The 23,493-nt window shown below is 70.4% G+C and carries 25 protein-coding genes; 8 read left to right on the forward strand and 17 right to left on the reverse strand.

Annotated features, from left to right (window positions below; all coding sequences use genetic code 11):
* The first annotated feature begins 184 nt into the window (after nucleotides 1-184).
* Nucleotides 185-2,533 carry a bifunctional (p)ppGpp synthetase/guanosine-3',5'-bis(diphosphate) 3'-pyrophosphohydrolase gene (locus tag K3N28_RS01090; protein WP_304608667.1) on the forward strand — a complete coding sequence of 783 codons (2,349 nt, stop codon included), beginning with the start codon at nucleotides 185-187 and terminating at the stop codon, nucleotides 2,531-2,533.
* An 81-nt stretch (nucleotides 2,534-2,614) separates the two neighbouring features.
* Complete coding sequence (locus tag K3N28_RS01095) at nucleotides 2,615-3,094, forward strand: hypothetical protein (protein WP_228090627.1); 480 nt, start codon at nucleotides 2,615-2,617, stop codon at nucleotides 3,092-3,094.
* Between the two features lie 30 nt (nucleotides 3,095-3,124).
* Here the strand turns inward: K3N28_RS01095 and K3N28_RS01100 are convergent, their stop codons facing one another.
* The 4 genes from K3N28_RS01100 to K3N28_RS01115 form a co-directional block, all read right to left on the reverse strand.
* Nucleotides 3,125-3,682 (reverse strand): hypothetical protein, encoded by a 558-nt coding sequence (locus K3N28_RS01100; protein ID WP_228090628.1) that lies wholly within the window; start codon nucleotides 3,680-3,682, stop codon nucleotides 3,125-3,127.
* 126 nt (nucleotides 3,683-3,808) lie between these two features.
* On the reverse strand, nucleotides 3,809-4,768 hold the full coding sequence (locus tag K3N28_RS01105) for a TIGR03885 family FMN-dependent LLM class oxidoreductase (RefSeq protein WP_228090629.1): 960 nt from the start codon (nucleotides 4,766-4,768) through the stop codon (nucleotides 3,809-3,811).
* Nucleotides 4,769-4,785: 17 nt separating this feature from the next.
* On the reverse strand, nucleotides 4,786-6,414 hold the full coding sequence (locus K3N28_RS01110; RefSeq protein ID WP_228090630.1) for an alpha-amylase family protein: 1,629 nt from the start codon (nucleotides 6,412-6,414) through the stop codon (nucleotides 4,786-4,788).
* 104 nt (nucleotides 6,415-6,518) lie between these two features.
* The gene (locus K3N28_RS01115; protein ID WP_228090631.1) at nucleotides 6,519-7,727 is read right to left on the reverse strand and encodes an NAD(P)/FAD-dependent oxidoreductase; all 1,209 of its coding nucleotides are present in this window, start codon (nucleotides 7,725-7,727) and stop codon (nucleotides 6,519-6,521) included.
* A 161-nt stretch (nucleotides 7,728-7,888) separates the two neighbouring features.
* Here K3N28_RS01115 and K3N28_RS01120 point away from each other — a divergent pair, with 161 nt between their 5' ends.
* Entirely contained in the window at nucleotides 7,889-8,083 is a 195-nt protein-coding gene (locus K3N28_RS01120) for a hypothetical protein (protein WP_228090632.1), read from the forward strand.
* A gap of 97 nt (nucleotides 8,084-8,180) precedes the next feature.
* Here K3N28_RS01120 and secF read toward each other — a convergent pair whose 3' ends face one another.
* The 6 genes from secF to ruvC form a co-directional block, all read right to left on the reverse strand.
* A complete protein-coding gene (gene secF, locus K3N28_RS01125; protein ID WP_228090633.1) occupies nucleotides 8,181-9,392 on the reverse strand; it encodes a protein translocase subunit SecF in 1,212 nt (403 codons plus the stop codon).
* A gap of 9 nt (nucleotides 9,393-9,401) precedes the next feature.
* Nucleotides 9,402-11,234 (reverse strand): protein translocase subunit SecD, encoded by a 1,833-nt coding sequence (secD, locus tag K3N28_RS01130; protein ID WP_228090634.1) that lies wholly within the window; start codon nucleotides 11,232-11,234, stop codon nucleotides 9,402-9,404.
* A 168-nt stretch (nucleotides 11,235-11,402) separates the two neighbouring features.
* Entirely contained in the window at nucleotides 11,403-11,861 is a 459-nt protein-coding gene (gene yajC, locus K3N28_RS01135; protein ID WP_228090635.1) for a preprotein translocase subunit YajC, read from the reverse strand.
* A 95-nt stretch (nucleotides 11,862-11,956) separates the two neighbouring features.
* Nucleotides 11,957-13,030: a Holliday junction branch migration DNA helicase RuvB gene (ruvB, locus tag K3N28_RS01140; protein WP_228090636.1), complete on the reverse strand. Its 1,074-nt coding sequence runs from the start codon at nucleotides 13,028-13,030 to the stop codon at nucleotides 11,957-11,959.
* A gap of 3 nt (nucleotides 13,031-13,033) precedes the next feature.
* Nucleotides 13,034-13,633 (reverse strand): Holliday junction branch migration protein RuvA, encoded by a 600-nt coding sequence (gene ruvA, locus K3N28_RS01145; RefSeq protein ID WP_228090637.1) that lies wholly within the window; start codon nucleotides 13,631-13,633, stop codon nucleotides 13,034-13,036.
* Nucleotides 13,630-14,184: a crossover junction endodeoxyribonuclease RuvC gene (gene ruvC, locus K3N28_RS01150; protein WP_374209638.1), complete on the reverse strand. Its 555-nt coding sequence runs from the start codon at nucleotides 14,182-14,184 to the stop codon at nucleotides 13,630-13,632. Before ruvC ends, ruvA begins: the two co-directional genes overlap by 4 nt.
* 295 nt (nucleotides 14,185-14,479) lie before the next feature.
* On the opposite strand from ruvC, the gene K3N28_RS01155 reads away from it, so the two are divergent.
* Nucleotides 14,480-15,727, forward strand: a complete 1,248-nt coding sequence (locus K3N28_RS01155) for a multidrug effflux MFS transporter (protein ID WP_228090638.1) — start codon at nucleotides 14,480-14,482, stop codon at nucleotides 15,725-15,727.
* A gap of 44 nt (nucleotides 15,728-15,771) precedes the next feature.
* Nucleotides 15,772-16,395 (forward strand): dienelactone hydrolase family protein, encoded by a 624-nt coding sequence (locus tag K3N28_RS01160; RefSeq protein ID WP_228090639.1) that lies wholly within the window; start codon nucleotides 15,772-15,774, stop codon nucleotides 16,393-16,395.
* A 9-nt stretch (nucleotides 16,396-16,404) separates the two neighbouring features.
* Here K3N28_RS01160 and K3N28_RS01165 read toward each other — a convergent pair whose 3' ends face one another.
* The 3 genes from K3N28_RS01165 to pdxT form a co-directional block, all read right to left on the reverse strand.
* Complete coding sequence (locus K3N28_RS01165) at nucleotides 16,405-17,070, reverse strand: phosphoribosyltransferase (RefSeq protein WP_228090640.1); 666 nt, start codon at nucleotides 17,068-17,070, stop codon at nucleotides 16,405-16,407.
* A gap of 166 nt (nucleotides 17,071-17,236) precedes the next feature.
* Nucleotides 17,237-18,001, reverse strand: a complete 765-nt coding sequence (locus tag K3N28_RS01170) for a YebC/PmpR family DNA-binding transcriptional regulator (protein ID WP_228090641.1) — start codon at nucleotides 17,999-18,001, stop codon at nucleotides 17,237-17,239.
* 33 nt (nucleotides 18,002-18,034) lie between these two features.
* Nucleotides 18,035-18,673 carry a pyridoxal 5'-phosphate synthase glutaminase subunit PdxT gene (pdxT, locus tag K3N28_RS01175; protein WP_228090642.1) on the reverse strand — a complete coding sequence of 213 codons (639 nt, stop codon included), beginning with the start codon at nucleotides 18,671-18,673 and terminating at the stop codon, nucleotides 18,035-18,037.
* 179 nt (nucleotides 18,674-18,852) lie between these two features.
* On the opposite strand from pdxT, the gene K3N28_RS01180 reads away from it, so the two are divergent.
* Nucleotides 18,853-19,275, forward strand: a complete 423-nt coding sequence (locus K3N28_RS01180) for a hypothetical protein (protein WP_228090643.1) — start codon at nucleotides 18,853-18,855, stop codon at nucleotides 19,273-19,275.
* Between the two features lie 54 nt (nucleotides 19,276-19,329).
* Complete coding sequence (locus tag K3N28_RS01185; RefSeq protein ID WP_228090644.1) at nucleotides 19,330-19,902, forward strand: hypothetical protein; 573 nt, start codon at nucleotides 19,330-19,332, stop codon at nucleotides 19,900-19,902.
* Here the strand turns inward: K3N28_RS01185 and K3N28_RS01190 are convergent.
* Nucleotides 19,899-20,201, reverse strand: a complete 303-nt coding sequence (locus K3N28_RS01190) for a hypothetical protein (protein ID WP_228090645.1) — start codon at nucleotides 20,199-20,201, stop codon at nucleotides 19,899-19,901. The genes K3N28_RS01185 and K3N28_RS01190 overlap by 4 nt on opposite strands.
* A gap of 71 nt (nucleotides 20,202-20,272) precedes the next feature.
* Here K3N28_RS01190 and K3N28_RS01195 point away from each other — a divergent pair, with 71 nt between their 5' ends.
* On the forward strand, nucleotides 20,273-20,713 hold the full coding sequence (locus tag K3N28_RS01195; RefSeq protein ID WP_228090646.1) for an SSI family serine proteinase inhibitor: 441 nt from the start codon (nucleotides 20,273-20,275) through the stop codon (nucleotides 20,711-20,713).
* 55 nt (nucleotides 20,714-20,768) lie between these two features.
* On the opposite strand, the gene pdxS is transcribed toward K3N28_RS01195, so the two are convergent.
* The 3 genes from pdxS to K3N28_RS01210 all read right to left on the reverse strand — a co-directional run bounded on the left by pdxS (nucleotide 20,769) and on the right by K3N28_RS01210 (nucleotide 23,488).
* Nucleotides 20,769-21,689, reverse strand: a complete 921-nt coding sequence (gene pdxS, locus K3N28_RS01200) for a pyridoxal 5'-phosphate synthase lyase subunit PdxS (RefSeq protein WP_374209639.1) — start codon at nucleotides 21,687-21,689, stop codon at nucleotides 20,769-20,771.
* Nucleotides 21,690-21,780: 91 nt separating this feature from the next.
* On the reverse strand, nucleotides 21,781-22,275 hold the full coding sequence (locus tag K3N28_RS01205) for a hypothetical protein (protein ID WP_228090648.1): 495 nt from the start codon (nucleotides 22,273-22,275) through the stop codon (nucleotides 21,781-21,783).
* A gap of 94 nt (nucleotides 22,276-22,369) precedes the next feature.
* Complete coding sequence (locus tag K3N28_RS01210) at nucleotides 22,370-23,488, reverse strand: glycosyltransferase family 4 protein (RefSeq protein WP_374209660.1); 1,119 nt, start codon at nucleotides 23,486-23,488, stop codon at nucleotides 22,370-22,372.
* Nucleotides 23,489-23,493: the final 5 nt, after the last annotated feature.

Raw genomic sequence — 23,493 nt, forward strand, 5'->3', positions numbered from 1 at the left:
TGGGCGCGCACGCCCCGCGAACGTGCAGGAGAGCGTGTCCCGCGTCCCGCCGTCGGTGGGGGATCACACTGGCCCGCACGGCCAGCCGAATTTATGGCTCGCACGCATCGCCAAGTAGGATGGGCATCAAAGCTCTGTCGAGCTTTGAGAAACTGTAGGCCGTGTTGAGACCGAGGAGGCGTGCGTGGTGACCGAACGAGCCGCGACCGGCAAGACCGCTGACGCCGCGTCGGCCTCGGGCGGCCCCATAGGGCCCCCGACCGGCAGGCGGATGCGGGCCCGGCTGGCGCGATTCAACGCGCCCTGGCAGTCGTCCCAGCTGCCCGAGGTCCTCGAACCGCTCGTGGCCGCCCACCGGGCCGCCCACCCGCGCGCCGACGTGCGGCTGCTCCAGCAGGCGTACACGCGGGCCGAGGAGCTGCACAACGGGCAGTTCCGCAAGTCCGGCGACCCGTACATCACCCACCCGCTCGCGGTCGCCTCGATCCTCGCCGAGCTGGGCATGGACACGAACACGCTCGTGGCCGCGCTCCTGCACGACACGGTCGAGGACACCGACTACCAGTTGGACGAGCTGTCCGAGGAGTTCGGCGGCGAGGTCGCGCTCCTGGTCGACGGCGTGACCAAGCTGGACAAGGTCAAGCTGGGCGACGCCGCGAAGGCCGAGACCATCCGCAAGATGGTCGTCGCCATGGCGAAGGACCCGCGGGTGCTCGTCATCAAGCTCGCCGACCGGCTGCACAACATGCGGACCCTGACGTTCCTCCCGCCGGAGAAGCAGGAGCAGAAGGCCCGCGAGACCCTGGAGATCCTCGCTCCCCTGGCCCACCGCCTGGGCATGAACACCATCAAGTGGGAGCTGGAGGACCTGTCCTTCGCGACCCTCTACAAGAAGCGCTACTCCGAGATCGCGCGGCTGGTCTCGGAGCACTCCCCGCAGCGGGAGATGCTGCTCCAGCAGGTCGTCGCGCAGGTCAAGGACCACCTGAAGGGCTCGCGGATCAAGGCCGAGGTGTCGGGGCGGCCGAAGCACCTCTACTCGATCTACCAGAAGATGATCGTGCGCGGCCGCGACTTCAACGACATCTACGACCTGGTGGGCCTGCGCATCCTGGTCGAGGACGAGCGGGACTGCTACGCGGCGCTCGGTGTGATCCACGCGAACTGGCAGCCGGTGCCGGGTCGCTTCAAGGACTACATCGCGATGCCGAAGTTCAACATGTACCAGTCGCTGCACACCACGGTGATCGGCCCGAACGGCAAGCCCGTCGAGATGCAGATCCGCACGTGGGCGATGCACCGCACCGCCGAGTACGGCATCGCCGCGCACTGGAAGTACAAGGAGACCAAGAACTCCACTGTGGCCGGCCCTCCGGCGCACATCGACGACATGGCGTGGCTGCGCCAGCTGCTGGACTGGCAGCGCGAGGCCGCCGACCCGTCGGAGTTCCTGGACGCGCTCCGGTTCGACCTGGCCTCCTCCGAGGCGTACGTGTTCACCCCCAAGGGCGACGTGATCGCCCTCCCGGCCGGATCGACCCCGGTGGACTTCGCGTACGCCGTGCACACCGAGGTCGGCAACCGCTGCATCGGCGCGCAGGTCAACGGCAAGATCGTGCCGCTGGAGTCGACGCTGTCGAACGGCGACGTGGTCGAGGTCTTCACCTCGAACTCCGAGAACGCCACCCCGAGCGAGGACTGGCTCGGGTTCGTCAAGAGCCCGCGCGCCCGCACCAAGATCAAGCAGCACTTCAAGCGCGAGCGCCGCGAAGAGGCGATCGAGCTGGGCAAGGACGAGCTGACGCGGGCGATGCGCAAGCGCCGCCTGCCGCTGCAGCGCATGCTCACGCACGACAACCTCACCTCGCTGGCGAAGGACCTGAACCTCAAGGACGTCGAGGCGCTGTACGCGGCCCTGGGCGAGCACCACGTCTCGCCGACGCAGGTCGTGCAGCGGCTCCTGGACGTGCAGGGCGGGGCCGAGGGCGCCGCGGAGGACATGGCCGAGGCCACCGCGCCGACCCAGCCGGCCCGGATCGTGCCGGAGGCGCACGGCGACATCCACGCCGCCGTCACCGTGTCGGGCATGGAGGAGGGCGAGATGCCGGTGCGCCTCGCCCACTGCTGCAACCCGATCCCTGGCGACTCGATCATCGGCTTCGCCACCCGCTACCACGTGATCTCGGTGCACCGCAGGGACTGCGAGAACGCCGAGGAGCGCATCGAACTCCAGCCGGACCGGGTGCTCGAGGTGCACTGGTCCCATGAGGACGACCAGGCGACCTTCGTGGCGACGGTGCAGGTCGAGGCGCTCGACCGGCACCGCCTGCTCGCGGACGTCACGCAGGTCCTCTCGGGCGAGCGCGTCTCGATCCTGTCGGCCACGGTCACCACGACCCGCGACCGGGTGGCGTTGTCCCGCTTCACGTTCGAGATGGCCAACCCGGAGCACCTCGACCACATCATCAAGGTCATCCGCAAGATCGACGGCGTCTACGACGCCTACCGCCTCACCGGCGCCGAGCGCGCCTGAGGCGTCGACCTCGTCTCGCCGGGCGAGCCCGTCCGCAGTATGGTGTGGCGGTCCCCCACTGCCGCAAGAGGAAGCAATGCCATGACGGACCTGTCCGACTTCAACGAGGACGAACGCGCCCTCATCGTCACGACTCCCGGTGTGGTGCTGAAGGGCGCGATCGTGTCCGACGGCTTGAGGAAGCCGATCGCGTTCCTCAAGGAGGTGACGGCCGGCGCCAAGGCGTTCCGCCAGGCCCAGCAGCACCGGAACCCGCTCGTGAAGTCGGTGGCGATCTCCTTGCGCGACAGCGGCTCCTCGATCGAGGAGGACCGGGAACTGCCGTTCACCGACGAGGCGATGGCCAAGGCGCTCCACATGGCGCGGCAGGCGATGGTACTCCTGCACGAGCGGGCCGCTGCGGAGGACGCGGCGGCGTACGGCGCGTGGCTGATCAGCATCGCCACCGACGTCGCGAAGGCGGCCAGCTCGAAGCCGGCCGGCTTCTTCAGCCGAAAGGTCGCGATCACCCCGGCCGAAGAGGCCTTCATCGAAGAACTCCGCCAGGCCGTCGCAGGCTGACCCGATCGGCCCGCCGCGGCGGCACCGTCGTCATCCCACCCGGGTAACGGTCATATTCAGGCCATCGTCCGGATGGTAGTTCCACGTCGCGGTGAGACCGTCGAACGTCGCCTCCTGATAGCCGTCGAGCGCACGAGTGTTCTGGATCCGGTCGACGACGGCATACGGAACGTCGAGCTCTTCGAGGAGGCAGTCGAGCTGCAGGAGGGTCGCGCCGGGCATTTCCTCGGCACCGGCTCGGTCGATGCTCAAGGTGTCACCGTCGTCGCCGATTCGGATGTCAGAGGAGCCGGACGCGCAGGTCTCCTTTGCGGACTCGAAGATATCGGGGTCCGATGCGCCGGCGCCGTCGGAGCCGCCGCTGGCGAGACCCACGATGAGCCCGACGAAGAAGGCGGCCACCGCGGCGGCGATTGAGAATATGAGGCGGAGGTCGGGCCGTCGACGGACCGGCGGCGCAGTCGGGCCATTGGGCCGCCACAGGCCCGGGGTGGTGGACGGAAGTGCCGATGACGTTTCCGATTCGGCGATCCGGTCCTGTTCTGCGGCGGGATCAGGCGGAGGAGGGGAGGGTGCGGGAGTCATCATTGGAGCGTTCCATGTTCCGGGCCGACCAGCGCCATGTACCACTCGTTCGTGTCGGTGCACGCCCGTCCCCCACCCGGTCGATGTCGCCGAACGGCGGGCGGCGGCATCCGTCTGAGCCGGTGTCCGTCAAACGCCGAGCTGCGGCAGGACGTGTTCGCCGAAGGCGTCGATGAATCGTTCCTGCTCGGGGCCGACCTGGTGGACGTAGACGCGGGCGAAGCCCATGTCCGCGTAAGCGGCGAGCTGTTCGGCGTGCCGGTCGAGGTCGGCGCCGATGTGGACGCCGGGATCGATCGCGTCGACGGGAATGTGCCGGCAGGCCGCGTCGAACTGCTCGGGCAGTTCGAGCTCCTCGTTCAGGATCGGCGGCAGGACGCAGAAGCGCCACTGCTCCCAGGCCTGGGCCCGGGCGCGGTCCTCGTCGGGGTCCCACGAGAGGTGGACCTGCAGGTGGACCGGCTTGCCTTCGCCGCCGCCTTCGCGGAAGGCGTCGATGACCTCGCGGAGGTGCTCGGGGGCGGCGTTGACGGTGATGAGGCCGTCGGCCCAGGGGGCGACCTCGCGGGCGGTGCGGGGGGTGAGCGCGGCGGCCATGAGCGGCGGTGGCGTCTCGGGGCGGGTGTAGAGGCGCGCGCCCCGCACCGTGACGGTGCCCTCGTGGTCGACCGTCTGGCCGTCCAGCAGGCGGCCGATGATGTCCGCGCACTCGCGCAGCCGCACGTTCCGTTCGGGCTTGCGCGGCCAGTGCGCGCCCGTGACGTGCTCGTTCAGTGCCTGGCCGCTGCCGAGCGCGGGCGTGAAGCGCCCGGGGAACAGCTCCTCCACGGTGGCGATGGCCTGCGCGGTGATCGCCGGGTGGTAGCGGTCGCCGACGGCGGTGACGATGCCGAAGGGCACCGTGGTGTGGGCCATCGCGGCCCCCAGCCAGGTCCAGGCGAACCCGGACTCGTCCTGGTCGGCGCTCCAGGGCGAGAAGTGGTCGGACGAGAGGACCGCCTCGAATCCGGCCTCCTCCGCGGCGGCGGCCAGCGCGGCCAGGCGCGAGGGCGCGAACTGCTCGTGCGATGCGTGGTATCCGATCTCCACCGGTGACTCCCTCTCGTTCAGTCGAAGACGCTCGCGCGGGGCCGCATCCAGCGGTACCCGTGGCCCCGCAGCCGCAGCAGGCGCGGCTGGTCCTCGTCGGGCGGATAGTCGCTGTCGGCCATGACGTCGACGAGGTCGCCCAGGTCGTCGGGGACTTGCACTTTGACGTCCTCGCCGCTCAGGTTGACGAGGGTGATCGCGACGCCGTCGCCGTCGTCCTGGTGGCGCAGGGCCACCACGGACCGGCAGCCGGTGTCGATGACGCGGTGGCGGCCGAATCCGATCTGGCGGAGGCCGTGACGAGCTCGGACCAGGTCGCCGATCCTGCTCAGGAGACTGTGAGGACGGCGCTGCTGGTCGTAGACGTTGATCTCCCTGTAGCCGAACGGTCCGTCCCGGACCGGCTCCGCGACGAGCCGATCGGACGGGGCGGAGGAGAATCCGGCGTGCTCGTCGGAGCTCCACTGCATGGGGATGCGGACGGAGAGGCGTTCGCGGCGGGAGAGGTCGTCGCCCATGCCGATCTCGTCGCCGTACTGCAGGACCGGCGCGCCGGGCAGGGAGAGCAGCAGGGCGTGGGCGGCGGCGATGCGCCGTTCGTCGCCGCCGAGGATCGGGGCGAGTCGGCGCCGGATGCCGCGGCCGTAGAGGCGCATGTCCTCATCGGGTGCGAAGGCCTCAATCACCTCGGCGCGTTCGGCGTCGCTGAGCCGTTCGAGGTCGAGCTCGTCATGGTTGCGCAGCCAGTTGGCGTACTGGCTCAGGTGGGGCGGCTGCGGCATCGCGTCCAGGGCGCGGTGCACCGGTTCGGCGTCGCCGCGGGCGAGCGCGAGGAACATGTGGTTGTTGAGCCAGAAGTTGAGCAGCATGGTCATGCCGCGGCCGTCGCAGAAGTAGTCGTTGTACTCCTCGATGGGGACGTCGACTTCGCCCATGAGCACCGCTTCGGGGTGGCGCAGGGAGACGAGTTCGCGCATCTCGCGCAGCAGCCACGCGCCGCCTTCATGGGGGTCGGCCGCTCCGGCGGCCTCGACCATGTACGGCACGGCGTCGACGCGGAAGCCCGAGACGCCCAGCCGGAGCCAGAAGGACATGATGCGGCGGATCTCGCGGCGCACCGCGGGGTTGGCGTGGTTGAGGTCGGGTTCGTGGGAGTAGAAGACGTGCCGGTAGTACTGGCCGGCCTGCTCGTCCCAGGTCCAGATGTCGTCCTCGACGGTCGGGAAGATGGGTTCCTGCCCGGTGTCCTTCGGCTCGTCGGACCAGATGTAGTAGTCGCGGTAGGGGGATTCGGGGTCGGAGCGGGCCTCCTGGAACCAGGGGTGCTGGTCGGAGGTGTGCTGCACGACCAGGTCGAGGAGCACGCGGATGCCGTTCTCCTCGGCCTCCTCCAGGAGTTCGACCACGTCGGGGAGCGCGCCGAAGCGGGGGTCCACGCCGAGGTGGTCGGTGATGTCGTAGCCGCCGTCGCGGAACGGCGAGGGGTAGAACGGCAGGAGCCACAGGCAGGTGACGCCGAGTCCGCGGAGGTGGTCGAGCCGGTCGGTGATGCCGCGCAGATCGCCCCATCCGTCCCCGTCGGAGTCGCGGAACATGGCGGGGTCGACGGCGTAGATGACGGCGTTGCGGTACCAGAGCGGTTGCACGGCACTCCCATCGATTCGGTGACGGTCCTCTTCGAATGCGATGGCGGATGCCCGCGGCGCCGATTCGTGAAACCTTCCGCATGTGCGGAGGCCCGCGCGGGCGTTCAGCGGACGCGGCGGCCCCAGTCGATGGCGTGGGCGTGCTGCCACGCGGTTCGCTCCGGAGTCATGAAGCGCTCCATGACGAACGGCATCACGGCGTCCCGGATGCGGGCCGCGATCGGACCGGCGGCCTTGGACTGGTTGGTGCGGGCCGCGGCGGCGATGATCCGTTCGACGCGGCCCCGGCGGATCGCCTCGTAGGCCTGGAAGGCGCGATCGACGGGCAGGTCGCGGAGGCACCGGGCCAGTTCGATCGCCGATTCGGCCGCGAGGCTCGCGCCCTGGCCGGAGGAGGGCGAGGCGGCGTGCGCGGCGTCGCCGATGAGCGCGATGCGGCCCTTGGACCAGTGCGGAAGGTGCGGGAGGTCCTCCAGGGGCGAGGGCGGGATGAAGGAGGCGGGGGTGACGTGGTCGAGCAGCCGCAGGGCCGGGCTCGCGTCGTCGGCGAAGGCCGCTCGCATCCGCGCCGTCCACTCCTCGAAGGCCGTGGCCCGCAAGGCGTCGCGGTCGAGCCGCTTGACGGGAAGGTTGGCGAACCAGCCGGTGCGCTCGCCGTCGGAGAGGTGCCCGAAGAAGGCCCGGCGGCCGAAGACCATGTGGAAGGCGCCGCCGGTGTCCACGACGCCCGCGGGTCCTTCGATGAACCCGCCGAGGCCGATGAGGCCGGTGTAGCGCGGCCGGGGTCCGGCGGGGTCGATATGACTGCGCACAGTGGAGCGGATGCCGTCGCAGCCGATGAGCACATCGGCTTCGGCGGTGGTGTGGTCGTCGAACTGGGCGATGACGCTGCGGCCGGTGTCGGTGGCGTCCACGAAGCGCCTGCCGTAGACGATCGGGACGCCGGCGGCCTCGGCGCGGGCCTGGAGGAGCTCGGTCATGCGGCCGCGGGAGAGGGTGACCATTGTGGGCAGTTCGGGTGCGTGCTCGATCGCGCCGAGCACTTTGCCGGCACCGGAGTGGACGACCATGCGCGGGGTGGGGATGCCGGTTTCGGCGAGGTCCGCGTCGGCGCCGACCACGCGCAGGGCGCTCAGGCCGTTCGGAGCGAGCGTGAGCGGCCCGCCCTTGGAGCCGGTGCCGGGTCGGTGGGCCTCGTACACCGTGGCCGCGATCCCGGCCTTCTGGAGCGCGAGGGCGGCGACGGGTCCGGCGACGCCGCCGCCGATGACGACGGCGGTCCTGGCCCGTCCGCTGGGGTGCTGTGCGTTCATGGGCCCGACGCTAGGGATCGAGGTCTCCCGCGCGCGTCATCCCGCAGTAGCGTTCGGCGGTCGACCGGGGGTGTACGGAAACTCTGGAAACTTCCTTCACAGGAGTCACTCTGCTCATATAGTGATACCGACTCACACAGGGAGGGGTTTGCATCGTGGGTATGCAGGACAAGTTCAACGAGGCGAAGGACAAGTTCTCCGACAACACGGAGGACATGAAGGACAAGGCCGAGAATCTGTACAACAAGGCCAAAGGGTCCGAGTCGGGCGATAGGATCGACGACGTCTCCGATTCCGCCAAGGAACGGGCGCATGACACCGTCGGCGGGATGAGGGACGAACGGCGCACCGAGTAGTCGAGGCGAACTGCCGCGGGCTCTCGATGGAGCCACCAGCGCGAAACGGCGGGCGGACCGAAGAGGTCCGCCCGCCGTTTCGTCGGTTCGCAGAGCGCTAGCGGCGCCGGCGCTTCTTCGGGGCCGGCCGGGACGGTCCACCGGAACGGGACGGTCCGCCCGAGCGGGCCGGGGCGCCGCTCGCGGCCTTGGTGCGCTCCTCCAGGAGCTCCAGCGGGATCTCGTCGCTCTTGGCGAGCACGAGGCGGTCGTCGTCCTCGTCGACCTGCCCGGGCTTCGCCGCGGACTTGCGGAGCGGCTTCCCCTCGTCGTCCACACCGGCGCGCTTGTTGGCGATCTTCTGGTTGTGGCGCTGGTAGACCGCGCTGCGCTCGGCCATGTCGACGACGAACGGCGAGGCCAGGTAGATCGAGGAGTACGTGCCCACGATCATGCCGACGAACAGCACCAGCGCGAGGTCCTTCAGGGTGCCCACCCCGAGCATGCCGACGCCGACGAACAGCAGCGCCGCCACCGGCAGCACGCCGATGATGGTGGTGTTGATCGACCGCATGAGCGTCTGGTTGATCGCGTCGTTGACGCCTTCGGCGAAGGTCTTCATCCGGGTCTGGAGCAGCTGCGCGGTGTTCTCCTGGACCTTGTCGAAGACCACGACCGTGTCGTAGAGCGAGTAGCCCAGGATCGTCAGCATGCCGACGATGGTGGAGGGGGTGATCTCGAAACCGACCAGCGAGTAGATGCCCGCGGTGAGCACGAGGTCGTGCATGAGCGCCCCGAGGGCGGCGATGGCCATGCGCCGCTCGAACCGGATCCAGATGAAGATCGACACCAGGATCAGGAAGACCACCAGCGCGATCAGGGCCTGCTGGGACACCGACTCGCCCCAGGTCGCCGAGACTTCGGAGACCGAGATGTCGTCGGGGTCCAGGCCCGTGGCCTCGGCGATGGCCGCTTCCACCGCGACCGACTCGTCGGACTCGAGCGTGCCGACACGGACGATGTAGGAGCGGCCGTCCCCGGAGCCGGCGACCTGGCCCGAGGCGACCTCGGCTCCGGCCGCTTCCGCCGCGTCCTCGACCTCCTGCAGCGACACCGAGGTGTCGGCGGCGGGCACGTTGTACATGATGCCGCCGGCGAAGTCGATGCCGAGGACGAAGCCCTTGGCGATCATGACCACGACGAGCGCGGCGACGACCACCGCGGAGGCGATGTAGAACCGCTTGCGGTGCTGGACGATCTGGAAGTTCGTCTCACCGCGGTAGAGCTGGCTGAGGACGCCGGGTCGCTTTTCGGTCTGCTTGGTGCTCATCGGAGTTCCTTAGCCTTTCGCGGCCGCGTCGCCGGTGGCCGGGGCCGTCTTGGTGTGCAGCCCGGACAGGCGGGGCTTGTTGAGGAGGTTGCCTCGGGTGAGCCATTCGGCGATCGGGTGGGTGAACAGGAAGACCACCATGACGTCGACCAGGGTCGACAGGCCGAGGGCGAACGCGAAGGCGCGGACCGGGCCGATCGCCAGGATGTACAGGACGATCGCGGAGAGCATCGAGACGGCCGCGGCCGAGAGGATGGTCCGGCGGGTCCTGACCCAGGCGCGCGGGACGGCCGAGCGGGACGACCGGCCTCCCGCCATCTCCTCCTTGATGCGTTCGAAGTAGACGATGAAGGAGTCGGCGGTGATGCCGATGGCGACCACGAAGCCCGCGATGCCCGCGAGGGTCAGCGTCAGGCCGATCTGGGAGCCCAGCAGCGCCACGGTCGGGTAGAGGACGACGGTGGCGGCGAGGAGGCTGCCGAGGACCAGGAAGCCCATCAGCCGGTAGTAGACCATGCAGTAGAGGAAGACCAGGATGAGGCCGAACAGCATGGCGAGCAGGCCGGCTTCGAGCTGGTCGACGCCGAGCGTCGCGGTGACCTCGTTGACGGTCTCGACCACGAAGGTGGTCGGGAGCGAGCCGAAGTTGAGCTGGTCGGCGAGCTGGTTGGCCTCGTCCGCGCTGAAGTCGCCGGAGATCTGCGTCGAGTTGGTGGAGACCTCCCGGATGGTGGGGGCGCTGACGACCTCGTTGTCGAGGACGATCGCGACCTGCGACTGCAGGTTCTCGGTGGTGAGGGCCCCCCACTTCTCGGCGCCTTCGGCGGAGAACTGGACGTTGACGACGAACTGGTTGAGGTTCGCCTGGTCGTTGCCGACGTCGGCCGAGGTCACGTCCGAGCCGAGCACGGTGGCCGGCTGGAGGAGGTACTTGTACGAGAACGTCAGCGTCGGGTCCTCGGCCGCGGCGGACTCGGGGGCCGAGCATGCAGTGACCTCGATGTCGGGCTGCTGGACGGCGCCCGGCGGCCGGTTGTCGAGCTGCTCGCAGGAGATCTGCGGGACGTAGAACTGGACGGGCGCCGGGAGGAGCGAGACCTCCTCGGGCGTGAGCTCGCCGAAGGGCTCGAGCAGGGGCAGGGTGGACTCGTCGGGGGCGGCGGTGAGGGCCTGGGCCGCGGCGGCGGCGTCAGGGCCGACCTTCGCCCACACGTCGTCGAGGGTGGGGCTCACGTCGTCGGTGCCGGCGGCCTGGCCGGAGCCGGGGGCCTCTTCAGTGGCCTCGTCGGTGGGGGTGGCCGAGGCGTCCTCGGCCGGGGCCTCGGAGGACTCCGCGGTGGGGGTCTCGGCGCCCTCGTCGGTGGGCTCCTCGGCCGGGGTCTCCTCGGCGAGGGCGTCCTCGAGCGCGGAGGTGTCGGCGACGGAGTTGGTGACGATGCGGAACCGGAGTTCGGCGGGGGCGCCGACGTCGCGGAGGGCCTGCTCGTCGATGTCGTCGCCGGCGACGTTGACCACGATGTTCTCGGTGCCTTCGACGAAGACCTCGGGCTCGGCGACGCCGGTGGAGTTGACGCGGCTCTCGATGATCTGGCGGGCCTGCTCCATGGTCTCGGCCGAGGGGGGCTCGTCGCTCCCCTGCTGGTAGGCCGTGAGCGTCATCGACAGGCCGCCTTGCAGGTCGAGACCGAGCTTCGGCGTGGGGAACTTCCATCCGGAACCCGCCAGCGCGGACACCCACAGGATCGCGAGCACCAGGAGCAGCGCCGTGAAATAGGGGGCGACTGGCAGGCGCTTGCGCTGGATCTTCTTCCGTGGGCGGTCAGCGCCCGTTACTGAAGCCAATGGTCGGTCTCTTCCTCAGAACTCGAATAGGGGCGGACACCAAAGCGTGAACCGCGCAGAGGGCAGCGGGCGCCGGTCGACCGCGGGGCCGACCGGAGGGAGTGGGCTCGCACACATACCTTCGGCGGGGCTCATTCTAGGACGGGTGCCTCAAAGGCGCAGAAGCGCCTAGTACTCCTTGCGGTCGGGCTTCCCGGCGTGCTTGTCCTTGTCGTCCCCGCCGGTCTCGCCGTCGGTCGCGCGGAGCTTGTCGAGGTCCTCGTCGGTGAGGGTGGCGTCCTCTTCGGCGACGACCTCCTCGACGGTCTCGGCCTCGGCTTCGGTCTCGGCCGGGGTGAGGACCTTGGCGATGGCCTGGCGGGCGAAGACGAGGAAGTTGTCGTCACTGGCCTCGAGGGTGACGGTCTCCTCGTCGGCGTCGACCACGGTGCCGTAGAGGCCGCCGATGGTCATGACGCGCGCGCCGGGGGCGACGGTGTTCTGCATGTTCTGCTGCTCCCGCTGCCGCTTCTTCTGCGGGCGGATCATCACGAAGTACATCAGGGCGATGAAGCCCACGATCATGATGATGAACGTCAGGTTGCTGCCACCCGAGCTTTGGGCGAGAACGTCTGCGGCTGAAAGCACGATGGTGCCTTTCGTGTTGTTCGGTCACTGTTTCAGTGGGTGACGTGGGCGGAGTCTATCCCGTGGCCGGTGCCGCCCCGTCCTCACGGCCCACCCTACGCGTTGCCCGACCCGAAGAGCCCTTCGGCGTTCGGGGGCTGGAGCCCGAGATGGTGCCAGGCCGCGGGCGTGGCGACGCGGCCGCGGGGGGTGCGGGCGAGGAGTCCGGCGCGGACGAGGAACGGCTCGCAGACCTCTTCGACGGTGTCGGGCTGCTCCCCCACCGCGACGGCGATGGTGGTGAGGCCGACCGGCCCGCCGCCGAAGGTGCCGCAGAGGGCGCGCAGGACGGCGCGGTCGAGGCGGTCGAGACCCAGGTCGTCGACGTCGTAGAGAGCCAGGGCTTCGGCGGCGACCTTCGCGTCGATGGTGCCGTCGGCGCGGACCTGCGCGAAGTCGCGGACGCGTCGCAGCAGCCGGTTGGCGATGCGGGGCGTGCCGCGGGAGCGCCCGGCGATCTCCGCGGCCCCTTCGGGGGTGATGGCGACGTCGAGGATGCCCGCCGAGCGGGTGACGATCGCTTCGAGTTCGGACTCGCCGTAGAACTCGAGCTGCCCGAGGAAGCCGAAGCGGTCGCGCAGGGGTCCGGTGAGGAGCCCGGCGCGGGTGGTGGCGCCGACGAGGGTGAACGGTTCGAGTTCGAGCGGGATGGCGGTCGCGCCGGGGCCCTTGCCGACGATGACGTCGACCCGGAAGTCCTCCATGGCGGTGTAGAGGAGCTCTTCGGCGGGGCGGGCGATCCGGTGGATCTCGTCGATGAAGAGGACTTCGTTCGGGCCGAGGCTGGTGAGGATCGCGGCGAGGTCGCCGGAGCGTTCGATGGCGGGGCCGGAGGTCTGGCGCAGGCCGACGCCGAGCTCGGCGGCGACGATCATCGCGAGGGTGGTCTTGCCGAGGCCGGGCGGGCCCGACAGGAGCAGGTGGTCGGGCGAGGCGCCGCGGCGGCGGGCGCCTTCGAGGAGGAGGCTGATCTGCTCGCGGACGCGGGCCTGGCCGATGACGTCGTCGAGCTTGCCGGGGCGGATGCCGGCCTCGGCCAGGCGGTCGAGCTCGGTGGCCTCGGCGGCGGTGAGCGCCGCGCTCCATTCCTCCGGCGTGTAATCGGGTTCGTCCGTGGTTTCGTACGCCATGGCTTATCGCTTCCCGAGGAGTCGGATGGCCTGCTTGAGGAGCGTGGGGACGTCGGTGCCGTCGGCGCCCTCGGCGTCGAGCTTCTCGATGGCGGTCTCGGCCTCCTTGGCGGACCAGCCGAGCGCCTGGAGACCCTGGGAGACCTGGGTGCGCCAGCCGCCGGGGCGGTTGCCGCCCTGCTTGGGGGGACCGCCGAGGTCGACGGGGCCGATCTTGTCGGCGAGGTCGAGCACGATGCGCTCGGCGCTCTTCTTGCCGACGCCGGGGATGCGCGAGAGGGTCGCGGTGTCGCCGGTGGCGATGGCGCGGCGGATGACGTCGGGCCGCAGGGACTCGACGGCGTCGCGGGCGATGCGCGGGCCGATCTTCTGGGCGTTCTGCAGCAGCTCGAACAGGTCGCGTTCCTCGGCGGTGTTGAAGCCGTGCAAGGTGATCGAGTCCTCGCGGACGACCGTGGAGATCGCGAGGACGACTTCGGAGCCGACCTTGAGGTTCGCGAGCGTGTGGGGGCCGGCGTGCACGGCGTAACCGACGCCGCCGACGTCGATCACGGCGTAGGACTCCCCTGCGGCGGCAACGGTTCCGGTGAGCTGGGCGATCATCGGCGGCGCTCCTCGCCGACCGCGGCGCTGCCGTGGCGGGCGGCGTTGTCGTCGAGAGCGGCGCTGATGCGGGCCTTCACGCCGCCGCGCCACAGGTGGCACACGGCGATCGCCAAGGCGTCCGCGGCGTCGGCGGGTTTCGGCGGCTCCTTCAAGCGGAGGATGCGGGTGACCATGGTGGTGACCTGGCGCTTGTCGGCGGTGCCGTTGCCGCAGACGGCGGACTTGACTTCGGAGGGCGTGTAGGTCGCGGTCGGCAGGCCGAGGCGCGCGCCGGCGAGCAGCGCGATGCCGGAGGCCTGGGCGGTGCCGATGACACTGGCCACGTTGTGCTGGCTGAAGACCCGTTCGACGGCGACGGCCTCGGGCTGGTGCTCCTCGAGGATCGCGCGCAGGCCGTCGTCGAGAGCGAGGAGCCGTTCGGCAAGGGGCGCTTCGGGGTCGGTGCGGACCACGCCGACGGCGACCATGGCGCCCGGCGCGCCGGCGCGGCCGTCGACCACCCCGAAGCCGCATCGGGTCAGACCCGGGTCGATCCCCATGACGCGCACGCGTTCCTCCTGTCGCTCGGTTCGCGCCAGCTTATCCGGCCGCACCGACGTTCGGCTCGAAGCACGTCGGCGGGCCCGGCGGCGGTGCGAATCGGGACGGTCCCGGCATGTCACCGTCCTCCGCGAATCGACCTGGTGGCCTTGCCCATAAACCACTTGCCGGTCGGCTAGTGACGTGATTGGGTGGGAAGCGGCCGGACGCACCGCACCGCCTCCCATCGGCGAGCAGGCGAGCCGTGGGTCCGGTTCCCCGTTGTCCTGCAATCCACTCCGCGAACCTCTGGTTGGGATCACCGTGTCTGCTGCCGCCTTCATGCCGCCCGCCACCGCGTCCGGACACTCGCGACGATTCATCGCCACGATGGTGTTCGTGCTCGGTGCCCTCTCGGCGACCGCGCCGATCGCCATCGACCTCTACCTCCCCGCGTTCCCCGCGATGGCCGACGCCCTCGGCTCGCCCGAGAGCCGCATCCAGCTCACGTTGACCTCCATGATGATCGGCATGGGGATCGGGCAGGCCTTCATCGGCCCGCTCTCCGACCGCTTCGGCCGCCGACGGCCGCTGCTCATCGGCATGTCGGTGTTCACGCTGACCTCGCTGGTGTGCGCGATCGCCACGAGCGCGGACCTGCTCATCGCGATGCGGTTCGCGCAGGGCCTCAGCGGCGCGGCCGGCGTCGTCGTGGCCCGCGCGGTCATCCGCGACCACTTCCACGGCGACGACATGACCCGGTTCACGGCGAAGATGATGTTCGTCACGATGCTCGCGCCGATGCTGGGGCCGATCGTCGGGGCGCAGCTCATCCGCTTCGGCCCGTGGCAGACGGTCTTCGTGTTCATGGCGGTCCTGTCGGTGCTCTCGACCTTCCTGGTGTGGAAGTTCCTGCCCGAGAGCCTTCCGGCCCGGGAGCGCCGGTCGATGGGCGGGCGCGAGTTCGCCGCCTCGCTCGGCACGCTGGTGCGGGACGCGCACTTCATCGCGCCGACGCTCGTCGTGATCATGAACTTCTCCATGCTCTTCACGTACGTCTCGACGTTCAGCTTCATCGCGCAGGAGGAGCTGGGGGCCTCTCCGGGCTTCTATTCGCTCCTGTTCGCCGCGGGCACGCTGGCGCTGCTCGCCGGGAACCAGGCGAACATGCTGATGATCGACCGCAGCCAGTCGAACCAGCGCATGATCGTGGGCATGGTGATCTCGCTGGCCGGCGTCCTGTGGATCGCCGGGGTCCAGTTCGCGGGCGCCGAGAACCTGTGGACCGTCCCGGCCGGGATCGTCCTCATGATGTTCGGCTGCGGCGTGGTCTTCCCGAACGCGGGCGCGGCCGCGATGTCCTCGCAGCCGCCGCAGATCGCCGGCACCGCCTCGGCCTTCATGGGCTCGCTCCAGATGGGCGCGGGCGGCGCGATGCCCGCGCTGGCCACGATCGGCGGGGTGACCCTGGCGAACATGACCTTGGGCCTGTCGGTCTACGCCGCCGCCACGGCGCTCGCGGTCGCATGGACCATCCGGGTCTACCGCCGCGACCCGGTCGTGAACGCGTAGCCCATGCCGGGTCGGGTACTCCCGGCCGCATGGAAACGACATCCGTGACGATCCCTGTCGGCTCCGACGAACGCGAAGCCGACCTGGCGCTGCCCGACGATCCCGGGGCCGTGGTGCTGTTCGCCCGCGACTCGGGATCGGTCCGCCGCGACGACCGGGACCGCATCGTCGCCCATACGCTGCACCAGGCCGGTATCGGGACGCTGGGGATGGACCTGGTCGCCCCGTACGAGACGCAGGCCCGCGGGAACCTGCCCGAGGTGCCGCTGCTCGCCGAGCGCCTCGCGCAGGCGACCGGCTGGCTCCGCGATCAGCAGGAGACCCGAGGCCTCCCGATCGGGTATTTCGGGGAGGGCGCCGGCACCGCGGCCGCACTCTGGGCCGCTGCCGACGTGCATGTCGGCGCGGTCGTCTCGTTGAGCGGGCAGCCCGAACTCGCGAGCGAGCGGCTCGGCGACGTGACCGCGCCCGTGCTGCTCATCGTCGGCGGACGCGACGAGGCCGCGCTCGACGGCCACCGCGAGGCCAAGCGGTTGCTGGGCGGGGCCGGCAATCTCACCGTGGTGCCCGAGGCGGGCGGGCTGTTCGAGGAGGCGGGACCCCTGGGGGACGCGGCGGAGCTGGCCCGGGACTGGTTCAAGCGGTACCTGACCCCGAAGGCGTCCTGACCGAGGCGCTCACTCCTCCTCCTTGCCGTCGCCGGAGGCGGCGGTGAGGAGGTTCGCCACCTCCTCGTCGGTGGTCTGGCCGAAGTCGACGTACCACTCGCCGACGGCCGTGAAGTCCCTCGGGGTGTGCGCGCAGACGACCTCGTCCACGAGCGGGGCCAGCTCGCGCAGGGCCGCATCGGGGGCGACGGGGACTGCCGCCACGACCCGCGCGGGCCCCAGTTCGCGTACCGCCCGGACCGCCACGCGCATGGTCGCGCCGGTCGCGAGTCCGTCGTCGACCAGCAGCGCCGTCTTGCCTGCGAGGTCCAGCGGCGGCCGGTCGTTCCGATAGGCATCCTCGCGGCGCCGCAGTTCGGCGCTCTCGCGTTCGGCCGCCCGGTCGAACTCCTCGGGGGAGATGCCGAAGGCGTGGACCACCTGGTCGTTCGTGACCGTGGCGCCACCGGAGGCGATCGCGCCCATCGCCAGCTCGTGCTGGCCGGGGGCGCCGACCTTGCGCACGGCGAAGACGTCGAGGGGCGCACGGAGGTTCCGCGCGATCTCGAAGGCCACCGGCACGCCGCCGCGCGGCAGTCCCAGGACCACGGTGTCCTCGCGGCCCCGGTACTCCCCCAGCCGACGGGCCAGCGCCCGTCCAGCGGCACTCCGATCGGCGAAGACTTGCTCGGTCATGCGCGGGAAGTGCCCGCTCGCGCCGTGGGGCAAACCCGCCGGGAACGCGAGGCGGGCCCGGAGCGCCCGCGCACTCGCTGAACCGCGAGTGCGCGGGGCGCTCCGGGCCCGCCGCATCCGCCTCGGCCGGTGTCCTCGTCCGGCTCGGGCTGGCGTCTTCGTCCGCCTAGACCTCGGCGTCGAGTTCGGCGAGGACCTCGTCGGAGATGTCGGCGTTGGTCCACACGTTCTGGACCTCGTCCGAGTCCTCCAGCGCGTCGACGACGCGCATGACCTTGCGGGCGCCCTCGGCGTCGACCGCGATGTGCACGGAGGGCTGGAAGCCCGCCTCGGCCGAGTCGTAGTCGATCCCGGCGTCCTGGAGGGCGGTGCGCACCGCGACCAGGTCGGTGGGTTCGCACAGGACCTCGAAGCCGCCCTCGCCGAGGTCGTTGACCTCTTCGGCGCCCGCGTCGAGCACCGCCATGAGGATGTCGTCCTCGGTGAGCTCGCCGCCGGCCGGGACGATGATGACGCCCTTGCGGGAGAACATGTAGCCGACCGAGCCGGCCTCGCCCAGGGAGCCGCCGTTGCGCGTCAGCGCCACGCGGACCTCGGCCGCCGCCCGGTTGCGGTTGTCGGTCAGGCACTCGATGAGGACCGCGACGCCGCCCGGCGCGTAGCCTTCGTACATGAGCGTCTCGTAGTCGACGCCGCCGCCGTCCAGGCCGCCGCCGCGCTTGACCGCGCGGTCGATGTTGTCGTTGGGGACCGAGCTCTTCTTGGCCTTCTGGATCGCGTCGAACAGCGTCGGGTTGCCCGCGGGGTCAGGACCGCCAGTGCGCGCCGCGACCTCGATGTTCTTGATGAGCTTCGCGAAGATCTTGCCCCGCTTGGCGTCGATCGCGGCCTTCTTGTGCTTGGTCGTCGCCCACTTGGAGTGGCCACTCATTCCGGCGTTCCTCGTTCCTACTGCTCGACGTTGCTAGCGGACGGCGGGTTCCGCGGCCGTGCCGCGGACCATGTCCACGAAGTACTCGTGCACCCGCGCGTCAGGGGTCACCTCAGGGTGGAAGGAGGTGGCCAGGCAGGCGCCGGCGCGTACGGCGACGATCCTACCGTCCGGCGCGTCACCGGAATCGCCACCGTTCTCGACCCTGCCGAGCACCGCGACCCCGTCGCCGACCCGCTCGACCCACGGAGCGCGGATGAACACCGCCCGGAACGGGGCGCCGGATATCCCCTCGATGCCGATCTCGGTCTCGAAGGAGTCCACTTGGCGGCCGAAGGCGTTGCGGCGAACGGTCATCGGGATGACGCCGAAGGAACGCTGGTCGGGTCGTCCGTCGAGGACCTCGTCGGCGAGCATGATCATGCCCGCGCAGGACCCGAACGCGGGCATCCCCTCGTCGAGGCGCTTCTTGACCGGGTCGAACAGGTCGAAGGCCTCCAGGAGCTTGCTCATGGCGGTGGACTCCCCGCCGGGGATCACCAGGCCGTCGACGGCGTCGAGCTCGGCCGCGCGGCGCACCGGGACCGCCTTCGCGCCCGCGGCCTCCAGCGCGCGCATGTGGTCGACCACGTCGCCCTGCAGGGCGAGCACGCCGATCAAGGGCACGGTCATGAGAGCACTCCAAACAAGTCGGGTCGACGGGCGCGTCAAGCGTAATTCCGGTTCTCCCGCCTGCCCAGCCGCGCGATCGTCACTGTGACCGAAACCGGCCTGAACTCGGAGGGCAGGTGACGATCCGTTAAAGTCTGCGATCGAACGTGCCTCACCCCTGAGCCTGGAGTAAGACGATCATGCCGAAGACCATGCCGAAGACGTCGAAGCGCAATCCGATGCCCCGCGCCGTCCGAGCCGGTCGCAACGCGATGTGGATCGAGGCGGCGATCGCCCTGGTCGTCGGCGGTCTCCTCGTGCTGCTGCACCACACCGCACGGGACTTCGTGCCGCCCGCCGCCGAGCACGACGTCTACCGCGGCGCGGCGGGCCTCGGCGGACTGGCGCTCTTCCTGCTGCTGGCGATCGCGCTCATGCACTTCCAGTGGCGCGTCCTGTGGGTGCTGATCCTGCTCGTGCAGGTCGCCGCCATCGTCGGCCTCGCCTGGCTGCTGTTCACCAGCGGACTGTACTGGGCGCTGTGCATCGGCCTGCTCATCGCGCCGATTACGATCATCGGGACGCTGACCGAGCGCTTCGCCCGCCGCTGGTTCAACCACTAGCCCCCGGGCGTGGCCGCGAGGCGGCCCCGCCGACACCGCTGAAAGGCCACATAGATGCTCCCGCAACCGAACTTCGGCCGCGACAAGGACCCCGTCGGTCCCGACGAGGACGCCGACGACGCGATGCCCCGCCGGAAGCTCCTCCGGTTGCAGATCGCGATGTGGATCCAGGTCGTCTGCGCCGTGATCGCGGGCAACATCCTCGCCTTCTACACCTTCTCGCTGCGCGGGGCCACGGTCGAGGACCTCCAGTCGATCTATGAGGGGAGCGACGCCGTCGACGACCCGGCGGCGACCGCCCAGCAGGCCTTCGAGCTGTACCAGAGCACGAACTTCATGGTCTCGAACCTCGTCATCGCGGGCTTCGCGATCGTCGCCGCGATCATCGGCGCGCTGTGCGCCATCCGGTTCAAGACCCGCCTCAAGGTCGTGCGCTGGTGGGCCGTCGGCGCCACCGCGGTCCTGTTCATCATCGGGATGTTCATGTCGACGGTGTTCGGTCTGTACGTGGCCCCGTGGGTCTTCGCTTCGGTGCTGGCCCTGTGGTGGCTCTTCTCCAGCGACATCCGCTACTGGCTCAGCGAGTCCGGAACCCGGCGGGCGAAAGCCGGCGAAGCGGAGGACTAATCCTTCGGGCCCTCCGACTCTGAGCCGTGCTTCAGGATGTAGTCGATGAAGGCGGCGCGGGCCAGCGGCTCCGCTGAACCCCAGTCGCCCTTCGTGGCCTCGCGCCACATCCCGAGCAGGTCGTCGATCGCCACCCCGATCTCGGCCACGTCCGGGTCGAGGTCCTCGGAGTCCAGCGCGGTCGGGGTGTGCCGGAACAGTTCGATGAAGAAGCGCCAGTCGCGGCGCTCGCGCGCCAGGGCGAAGGCGCGGTGCTGGAGGTCGGCGGTCGGGAGCTGATCGAGGTCGGTTGCTTTCATGGTTCCAAGCGTAGGCGGGGCTCGGAGTGTCGAAGTCCGATTGCGCGCCTTCGGCTCCATATGATCGGCCCATGAAGAAGCTCACCGCGGCCGGCGCCGCCATCGTAGGCGCCTCCGCTCTCTTGGCCCTGGGTTCCGCACCCGCCCATGCGATGTCGTTCCAGCAGGTGCATTCGATGCCGGCCGGTCCCGGCGGCGCCGACCGCCCGCACAGCCAGATGATGATCCGCATCGCCTCCTCGAACGGCGAAGGCGTGGAGGCGATGACCCTCTCGTGCCCGCAGGAGTCGAGCGAGCACCCGAACGCCGCCGCGGTGTGCGACCAGCTGGAGCGGGCCGAGGGGCACGTCGACGCGATCGAAGCCGCCGACGGGCTCTGCACGAAGGAGTACGCGCCGGTGCACGTGGTCGTGGCCGGTCACTGGCACGGGACGCCGCGGTTCTTCATGGGGACCTACGGCAACCGCTGCGAGGCGGTCGTGCAGACCGGTGGGGCGCTCTTTGATTTTTGAGACGCACGCGGCAGGGCCCGAGCGCACGCGCTCGGGCCCTGCCGTTCGTCCGGTGCTACCAGCCGCGCTTGGCGAGCTTCTGCTCCTCGCTCAGGGAGTCGACGTTGATGCCGACCATGGCCTCGCCGAGGCCGCGCGAGACCTCGGCGATGACCTTCGGGTCGTCGTGGAAGGCGGTGGCCTTGACGATCGCGGCGGCGCGCTTGGCGGGGTCGCCGGACTTGAAGATGCCCGAGCCGACGAAGACGCCCTCGGCGCCCAGCTGCATCATCATGGCCGCGTCGGCCGGGGTGGCGATGCCGCCGGCGGTGAAGAGCACCACCGGGAGCCTGCCGAGCCGCGCGACCTCCGCGACGAGCTCGTACGGCGCGCGGAGTTCCTTGGCGGCGGCGTAGAGCTCGGCGTCGTCGAGGGTGGTGAGGCGGCCGATGTCCTGGCGGATCTGGCGCATGTGGCGGGTGGCCTCCACGACGTTGCCGGTGCCGGCCTCGCCCTTGGAGCGGATCATGGCCGCGCCCTCGCCGATGCGGCGCAGGGCCTCGCCGAGGTTGGTCGCGCCGCACACGAACGGCACGTTGAACTGCCACTTGTCGATGTGGTTGGCCTCGTCGGCCGGGGTGAGGACCTCGGACTCGTCCACGTAGTCGACGCCGAGGGACTCCAGGACCTGGGCCTCCACGAAGTGGCCGATCCGGGCCTTGGCCATCACCGGGATCGAGACGGCCTCGACGATGCCGTCGATCATGTCCGGGTCGCTCATGCGCGAGACGCCGCCCTCGGCGCGGATGTCGGCGGGGACGCGTTCGAGCGCCATCACCGCGACGGCTCCGGCGTCCTCGGCGATCCTGGCCTGCTCGGGGGTGACGACGTCCATGATGACGCCGCCCTTCAGCATGTCGGCCATACCGCGCTTGACGCGGGCGGTCCCGATCTCGGCCTCGGTCTTCTGGGTCTCTGACACGGTCACCGGCTCCATCTGAGGTAGGTTCGTCGCAATCACAGGGGTGGATCTGACCTGGACGATTCTACGCCGCGACCCGCCTCACAAGCCCCTCGATACAAACCGTTCACCGTGAGCCGGAATCGCCCACCGGGTCCTCGATGTCCCAGTACGCGGGGCGCGGCAGCCGGTGGTGCAGGCGGAGCAGGACCGCCATCGGCAGGGAGCGCGAGGCGACCGCGTCGCGCACGAAGTCGGAGTGGATCTGCCGCGCCAGCGCGACGCGCCGGTTCGCGGACTCCAGGTCCTCGCTCCAGACCGGGTCGGCCGCGAGTTCGCGCAGCGCCCGGGTGAGGTCGTTCTCGGCGTATTCGCGCAGCTCGCGCTGCCGCTGGGTGTCGGCGGGGACGGCGACGACGGAGAGGGCGAGGGCGACGACCTCCTCGAAGCCGGGGTGGCCGACGAACTTGAGGACGGTCTCGGCGCGGTCGTCGAGTTTGGCGAGGAGGGCGCTCTCGGCGGCGCGGGCGCGGCGGTGGAGACGTTCGACCCGGGTGACCGTCCACGTCGCGTACGCGCCGACGACGGCCACGATCGTCACGAGCACAGCCAACCACCACATCGGCCTCATCGTACGGGCAGGCGTCCGCCGCCGGTTCCCCGGCGGCGGGTGCTCCGGACGGGCCGCGGGCCCGCGCCCGCGGCGTGAGCGGGTCTCAGCGGCGGCGTTCGGTGCCCGCTTCGATGGCGGCCCGGTAGACCTCCAGGAGCCGGGCGGCGACCTCGGGCCAGTCGTAGCGCCGGACCCATTCGTCGGCGCGTTCGACGTAGGCCTTGCGCAGGGTGTGGTCGTCGAGGAGGCGGCCGGCCTTGGCGGCGAGGTCGGCGGCGTCGCCGACGGCGAAGAGCTCCCCGGCGGTGCCGTCGTCCAGGACCGAGCGGAACGCCTCGATGTCGGAGGCGAGGACGCAGGTCCCGGCGGCCATGGCCTCGGTGAGGATCATGCCGAAGGACTCGCCGCCGGTGTTGGGGGCGACGTAGAGGTCGACGCCGGTGAGCATGGAGGCCTTCACCTCGTCGGAGACACCGCCGAGGAAGTGGATGCGGGAGGCGATCGCGGGGTCGAGTCCGTCGACGGCGGCTTCGGGATCGCCGCGGCCGACGACGACCAGGTGCAGGTCGGGCCGGTCGGCGGCGAGCTGCGTGAAGGCCTCGCGGAGGATCGGGAAGCCCTTGCGGGGCTCTTCGTAGCGGCCCATGAAGCCGATCGTGGGGCCGTCGGGCAGGGATTCGAGGGGGGCGGCGTCGCGGTAGAAGGCGACGGGCACGCCGTTGGGGATCTCGACCGCGCCGCCGCCGAGGTGCTCGACCTGGACCTTGCGGGCGTAGGGGCTGACGGCGATGCGCGCGGAGAGGCTTTCGAGGACGAGCTGGGCCATGTGCTTGCCGGCGGCGAGCATCCGGGAGCGGGTCATCGCGGTGTGGAAGGTGGCGACGACGGGGCAGCGGGCGTTGAGGACCGCGAGGCACGAGAGGGAGGGGGTGAGCGGCTCGTGCACGTGGACGACGTCGAAGTCGCCTTCACTGCACCATCGGCGCACCCGCGCGGCCGAGCGCGGGCCGAAGGCGAGGCGGGCGATGGAGCCGTTGTAGGGCACCGCGACGGCCTTGCCGCCGGGGACGACGAAGTCCGGCAGGCCCTCGGTCTCGGTGGCGGGGGCGAGCACCGAGACGTCGTGGCCGGCGGCGATGAGCGTCTCGGCCAGGTCGCGGATGTGGAACTGGACGCCGCCGGGAACGTCGAAGGAGTACGGGCTGACGATCCCGATCCGCAGGGCCT

This window comes from Glycomyces sp. TRM65418 (assembly GCF_019710475.1).
In the GTDB taxonomy this organism is placed as follows: Bacteria; Actinomycetota; Actinomycetes; order Mycobacteriales; family Micromonosporaceae; genus Glycomyces.